The sequence below is a fragment of the [Clostridium] aminophilum DSM 10710 genome (genome assembly GCF_000711825.1).
Taxonomy (GTDB): Bacteria; Bacillota; Clostridia; order Lachnospirales; family Lachnospiraceae; genus Clostridium_R; species Clostridium_R aminophilum.
Genome location: NZ_JONJ01000030.1, coordinates 1 through 6,347, shown reverse-complemented (window position 1 = coordinate 6,347; position 6,347 = coordinate 1). Strand labels below are relative to the sequence as shown.

7 protein-coding genes are annotated in these 6,347 nt (G+C 43.6%); all 7 read right to left on the bottom strand.

The genetic code is table 11. The features are described from left to right. Window positions 1-181: 181 nt before the first annotated feature. Complete coding sequence (locus BR86_RS0113490) at window positions 182-1,174, bottom strand: hypothetical protein (protein ID WP_031474750.1); 993 nt, start codon at window positions 1,172-1,174, stop codon at window positions 182-184. Window positions 1,175-1,206: 32 nt separating this feature from the next. After that, window positions 1,207-2,730, bottom strand: a complete 1,524-nt coding sequence (locus tag BR86_RS0113485; protein WP_051684826.1) for a glycosyltransferase — start codon at window positions 2,728-2,730, stop codon at window positions 1,207-1,209. Window positions 2,731-2,837: 107 nt separating this feature from the next. Then, the gene (locus BR86_RS0113480; RefSeq protein WP_031474746.1) at window positions 2,838-3,164 is read right to left on the bottom strand and encodes an FkbM family methyltransferase; all 327 of its coding nucleotides are present in this window, start codon (window positions 3,162-3,164) and stop codon (window positions 2,838-2,840) included. Window positions 3,165-3,178: 14 nt separating this feature from the next. Next, window positions 3,179-3,874 (bottom strand): hypothetical protein, encoded by a 696-nt coding sequence (locus BR86_RS0113475; protein WP_031474744.1) that lies wholly within the window; start codon window positions 3,872-3,874, stop codon window positions 3,179-3,181. Next, on the bottom strand, window positions 3,874-4,905 hold the full coding sequence (locus tag BR86_RS0113470) for a Rossmann-fold NAD(P)-binding domain-containing protein (RefSeq protein WP_031474742.1): 1,032 nt from the start codon (window positions 4,903-4,905) through the stop codon (window positions 3,874-3,876). The genes BR86_RS0113475 and BR86_RS0113470 overlap by 1 nt, the downstream gene beginning before the upstream one ends. Window positions 4,906-4,943: 38 nt before the next feature. Beyond that, window positions 4,944-5,960, bottom strand: coding sequence for a radical SAM/SPASM domain-containing protein (locus BR86_RS0113465; RefSeq protein WP_031474740.1), 1,017 nt, complete (start codon window positions 5,958-5,960; stop codon window positions 4,944-4,946). 3 nt (window positions 5,961-5,963) lie between these two features. Then, window positions 5,964-6,347, bottom strand: a 384-nt coding sequence (locus BR86_RS16095) for an NAD-dependent epimerase/dehydratase family protein (protein ID WP_031474738.1), incomplete at its 5' end; no start/stop codon positions are given.

Below are 6,347 nucleotides of genomic sequence, written 5' to 3'. Positions count from 1 at the left end.
ATGCTCATATTTATAGCGCTCTTCCGTATCCGGCGCGCCTTCAAAGTCACCGCGCGCCTCACCTTCCATCACCTCCGGAAGCAGCGCCTCAAAGTATTCCTGAATTGTCATTTTCTTCTCTTTTCTGTTTTCAAGCCTTCCGCAGGTTTATCTTCCGATATCCCACCGTGTCGATACTCCCTCATCCGATATCTTTCAGCAGCGCATTCACAATCGCGGACGCCTTATGCGCGCCTTCCAGATTCAGATGATCGGTATCCATAAAATCCCTGTCGGTAAAGACATTCCCCGGAAGATCATTCATATCAAAAAACTCCACCGGATACGGCAGATCATTCAAAACCCGATAGATATCCTTCTTAAACTCCGGATTGATATACTCTTTATAAAGATCGGCAAACGGAGTGATCAGAAAGATCGGCTTGATCTTATGGTCCACCAGCGTCTGAACCATCTCATGAATCCAACGGATGTTTTCTTCATGGGATTCCGTGTATTTTCCCAGCGAATTGTGATCATCCGTGCGGAAACGGGCATACTCTCTCTTTGCCTCCTCCGGGTACTCATTCCAGATGATCTTCTTCAATCCCATAATATTGATCTTTTCACGGGTAAGAATCGGACCGTAATAGGAAGACAGTTCCAGGGCATACTGCTCGCTCCAGTACTCGCATAACGGCCGGATCACATCCTCCGGAAAATGCTCCCGGTCATACTCCAATGCCGCCATCCGGTCATAGGGTTCCTTCTTTTCCCAGTGATGGCACCCACCATCGCCGAAAAGCGGATGGTACACCCGGTGAATCAGATAATTCATGGTCGTGGACCGTGAGAGATCCTGATACATCATATAGTATCCGAAATTGATGATGCAGTTTTTGATCGGTCTGCCGGCCTGTTTCGCTTCTTCGATCGCCTTTTTGATATGCTGATAATCATAGAAAATGTCCTGTGACGAGATGGACAGATTAACATTGTCATCTGTTCCCCCCTCCAGGTCACTCTCAATGATGCCGTTCATCGCATGTGAGGATCCGACAAACAGATTCCGGACGCCGTGTTCCGCAATCTTACGGTGCATGGCTTTCAGGTAGACATAATCCCAGTTGTCAAAGGTGTACTGGACAACCGCATCGCCAAGTCCTTCAAAATACGCAGATGACGCATACTTCATAGTCTCTCCTCTATTTCTGAATCTAACGGATTTTACTTTGTCAATACGATGTAAAAATACTGCGCAAAGAGCCGGTACAGACATGTGTTCTTATCACCGACATCTAAAGCCTGAATGATCTGTTTCGTCAATTTCTCCAACTGATCCGCCTGCCCTACTGTTTCAAATTTCCTGGCGATAATAAAATGGCTCGAAATTCCTTTGGTGGCAAGCCAATTTGCCAGCTCATCGATCGAAATATTGTATGCATGCTCCGGATTCTGCACATGATACTGTCCCAGGCATACCATCAGATCAAAAACATTCTGGGTATTATAAATGCTGAGGAAAATCTGTCCGCCCGGTTTCAGACACCGATATGCATCCTCGATGATCTGTTCATATTTTTCATATTTATTGATCGGATCTCCGATCACAATGTGGTCGAAGGTTTCCGATCCGTAAAATCTCGAAAAGTCCTCCGCCGGTCCAACCGTTACGTGATCTGTTCCGCAAATTTCCTGAAGATCCAGAAAATACTTACTGTCGGATGTATGCGCATAGCACTCGGTTTCAAACACATCGAACTTCTTAATGTGGTTTTTGATCTCAAGGATCGGAGTTCCACATCTCACGTTAATGCCGAGCACTTTTTCTTTTCCAGTATCGTCTGCCGGCTTGAGTTCCCGAATATACTCATTGATATAATTATTGACATCTTCCCAGGCATCGATCCCTTTATATTTATCAATAAAATTCTGTCTGCCGATCTCGAGATCCTGATTGAAACGCACCGCCTGTTCTTCTGTATATTGTGTCTTTACATCATCATGATGGATCCAGGTGTCTCCCGCAAGAATCGCCTTATATCCGGCGCGGCGAACCCGGAATGTAATATCATCATCCGCAAAATTATGTGCAAAACCCACATCGATATGTGGAAAACCAATGGCGAAAAAACACTCCTTCGTATACAGTGTCCCTAAGGTCACTAATCGAAGCCGTTCATGCCATTTTCTTGGATCCGAAACATTGAATTCTGCCGCCTTTTTCTGCATATCTTCTTCATCGGTAAACTTCAGAAAGGGATCCTGAGAATTTGACACATTGGAGCTCATCGGGTTGACCATTCCGATTTGGGGATCCGACTTCGCTACGATAAGCAGATTCTTTAACCAGTCCTTTGTCAACACTAGATCATTTGCCAAAGACACCACATATTCGGAAAGCATGCCGAAATTCAGAAACTGAAGCGGTATCGCCGCTCCCTTGTTATCTGTAAGATGAAGAATATTTTTTTTCTCATATGGAACAGACTGAAAATACTCCAGCGTGCCATCGGTTGAGCCATTATCGATCAGCCAGAGATCATAATCAACATTATCCGTATACTTCAGAAGACTTTCGACGCATCTCTTCGTTTTTTCCAATCGGTTATATGCCTGTACCAGAATCGTGACTTCGCTCGGTTGTTTTTTCAGGGAAAGTGTCGCAATCCGTTCTCGTTCTTCATACAGTGTCGCGTATGCATCTCCAACTTTCAGATCCTTTGTATTAATCTCAATATACTCACCCATCCGACATATACTCCTTCCGATTCGAACCTGGAATAAAGATTCTCTTTTCTCCCAAGCCGAAACCTATACATTCATAATATTGTCAATTGTTTCCAAAATACGCCTGTTTAGTAGCAATACAATACGGTATCCATCATGAGTGATGAATGATTTCTGATTGAAAATCGATACGTGTGGTCAAGAGATTTTATCAATTGATAAATCCGAATAAGATCATCAGGTTTATGATAGACTCTGATAGCAAGTTTGGGATGTTGCTTTCGGATCGTTCTTTCAGCCCCTTGTAACATATCAAATTCCAAGCCTTCAATACCTGATTTAATAAAACTAACCCTGTCATGATCGGTAAAATAATCATCCAGAGATACTACCTCAATTCTATTATCTCCCTGTTCAGAAACCTGCATTCCAAGCAGATGATCCGAATCTGTCATATATCCGCATTTCCTTAGCGGACCGACTCCTTTTTTTCAATCGTTATCTTCGACCGATCCAATGCCCATTCCTGAACCAGTCGTTCCAATCGGATCTCTAACGCCCGAAACTGTTTCTCTCCCTGTTCAAATGCCCATATATGCTGAAATGAGCCATGGTGCTGAAACAAAAACTCTTCAATGGTATCTCCGGAATATGCGCCCAGATCAACAAAGTTTTCATTTCCGGTATTAAAAAATGACGGAATCGCGAAATACTGATCATGACATGTCACCTTATACAAAACATCCGGTTTCGAGGTTAACATGTATTCTTTTAACGCATCCAATACTTTATATGACTCTTCGTCAAAAAACTCCAGGGATTCATATTCCATAAGATGGTCGATCAGAAAAAAGGCGTCAAAAGACATGATAAGCGGGATGTCTTTATTATTCTTCAGTATTTCACCCGCGCTGTGTTTTGCCGTGACAAGAACCGGATGGTTTTTCCACTCTTCACGGTATTTTTCTATCGGGACAATCTCAACACCGTTAATTTCTTTTCTCAGGGGATTACTGTCGATAAATCCGCGGATTTTAAATCCTTCCCGCTGACAATAATCTAAACACCATCCGCCATTTGTTCCGGCTCCCCAAAGAAAAATTCCGGAATTCAGGCACTCTTTGATCGCTCTGTATTTCTTGTACAAATCATCCATTTCCATCATTATTCCCGCTCCTTCGGTATCGCATAAATTATACAATCATTGCCCTGAAAGGAATGCATTCGGAAGAGAAACCGGTAATCCCTGCAATACAGTCTCATGAATTGTGGCACCATTAAGAGATCAATCATATAATGCGCCAGATTTGCAGCAATAATCGGTCTGTTTTTTTCTATCGTTTTTCTTGCGCCCATCAGCAGATCCAGGATCCCGCTCATAGAATATGCCCGGATAAATGTCGGGGCAATCGCCTGTTCATCCACATATTGATCCAGAGTCACGGTCCGTACCCTATACTCTTTCGATTCATTAAACGGTTTCATGAGACCTGTTCTGTTTCTTATTACGTCTCCGCTTAATGAGGCCAACTCGCGATCATCAACAAATACATTTTTCAGGTCCGAAACTGTCTTCTCCTGCGGTACAAGAGAAAAAGCATATACCGTTCCGTTACACAGTTCGGAGAATTTCTTTGAATAGCCTCCATCCAGATATGCTCCATCGATCATCACATCATTCGCTCGGAGTAATTTCCGGATAAAATCCGGAAAATATTTTTCTCGATCCGGTCGGAAACAGGACTTCATCGCCGTATCTTCATTTCTGTCAAAAAACCAGTCGCAGGCCATTCTCCATTCAACATCCGATTCGTTATCATCCCATTCGGTTTTGAGCGCATTTTCATACTGCTCCCGATCCAACCGTCCACAATTTGTAAAAGATCCATTTTTATAAAATTCACAGAGATAATCTCCCGCAGAATATGCTTTTTCTGCGCCCAAGTCAAGCAGGTAGGCACGGATCTCTGATACGGTCACGGCCGTGATAGAAATGACGATGTCCAGATTTTTATCCGATTCGTCCATTTTCTCCGGATGAATTGCCGGAATCGGAGTCTGATCGACCGTAACGATCTTTTTCTCACAAATACCCTTGTCTACAATTGCCTTAACGGCAATATCGTTTTCCAACAGTGCGGAGCAAACCGCCATTCCCATATTTCCTGCGCCGTAAACGATCACTTTTTTCTTCATACTTTTCTCTCCGGCTACTTGATGATCGATGATTCTTTTCAAGTAGTTTCCAATCTTCGAAGCAATTCCTCACAATAGGGATCCAAATTATCCAATACGGCGCATTTCATCTGGCCGCATTCTCTGCACCCGGGATAAATCCTGCGATTCTCTTTCAAATGCTCGATCCTCATATCCCGCAACGTCTTCCCGTCCCATATCTCCTTTAATGTCTGATCCGCAACATTCCCTATGATCTGGATATGATTCCAGTCCATCAGGCAGGAACTGACAGATCCATCCGAATTAACGCACATGGAATAAAACAGATATGGACAGACCTGAACTTCCGGTCTCTCCGACATCTTTGCGCCATAGATATCATATTCATCCGTCTGTTTCAACTCTCGCTTTACTTCAAATCCCGGCCAGACATTGGATACATGCTCAACAGCCATCTCATCGCATACATTTTCAAAAATACTGTAGAACTCTTCTTTCGTATGTTTTCCGAGTCCAAAATCCGAAATTTTGATAAAAACGTGACATCCGTTTCGATGCTCATAGAAAAAGCGAAGATTTTGAAGATACTGTTTAAAATCCATTTTCACTCCGGAAACTTCATAATATCCGTCGCTGTCCAGCGCTTCGACAGAGATGTTCATCCGATCTACACCGGCATCCGCAAGCGCAAGCCCCAGATCATGTGAAAGAAGCGATCCATTTGTGGTAAAATCGATCCTCTCACATACATCTTTTTTCCGGGCATAATGAATCATATCCGGAAGCCGCTTATTCACCAGCGGCTCTCCTTCTTTGTAAAACCGAAGCGTCTTGATCCTGCTGGGAAAAAGACTCAAATCATCGATTGCCTTGCGTGCCGTCTCGTAAGACATTACGCTGGTCTTTTTATTCTCCCCCCAATATTCCTTGTTTGCTCCTCCACAGGGGCAGAACTTGCATTTAAAATTGCAGGCGCTGGACGGATCCATAAAGACAAGATACGGTGTGTCCAGCGGTATCACATTTTCAAGGCGAGTTCTGTCATTTGTATATCTTGTTCCTACTTTTCCCATGAATTACCCCTCCGTAAATCCATCCATCAGTTCTTCAAAACTCTCTTCGCACTTCATTCCGGTATCCCGTTCAAAATCCGATGAATCCAGCCATTCCTTCCGAAGTGTCAGTCCATCCTCCGGGCGAATGTCAAATCCGATCGGCAGTTGATACTCAAAATGATCTGCCGCGATCTGCAGGTACTCTCTCAGGATCCTGGCGTATCCGCTGCCGATATAATACGTCTTCTTCGGGACCTCTCTTTCTCCGAGAATACATAATCCTTTCGAAAGATATCGAACGGAAACAATGTCAAAATAGTTTCTGCAGTTGCCAAACTCCGTGGGCCTGTTATTCCGAAATGCATTGACTGCATAGGGGAACAGCTGATTCTGATTCATGAATCT

Excerpts from the sequence above, each read along its gene's own strand:
- BR86_RS0113490 (WP_031474750.1), bottom strand. The coding sequence starts at position 1,174 with ATGAAGTATGCGTCATCTGCGTATTTTGAAGGACTTGGCGATGCGGTT.
- BR86_RS0113465 (WP_031474740.1), bottom strand. The coding sequence starts at position 5,960 with ATGGGAAAAGTAGGAACAAGATATACAAATGACAGAACTCGCCTTGAA.
- BR86_RS0113475 (WP_031474744.1), bottom strand. The coding sequence starts at position 3,874 with ATGATGGAAATGGATGATTTGTACAAGAAATACAGAGCGATCAAAGAG.
- BR86_RS0113485 (WP_051684826.1), bottom strand. The coding sequence starts at position 2,730 with ATGGGTGAGTATATTGAGATTAATACAAAGGATCTGAAAGTTGGAGAT.
- BR86_RS0113480 (WP_031474746.1), bottom strand. The coding sequence starts at position 3,164 with ATGACAGATTCGGATCATCTGCTTGGAATGCAGGTTTCTGAACAGGGA.
- BR86_RS0113470 (WP_031474742.1), bottom strand. The coding sequence starts at position 4,905 with ATGAAGAAAAAAGTGATCGTTTACGGCGCAGGAAATATGGGAATGGCG.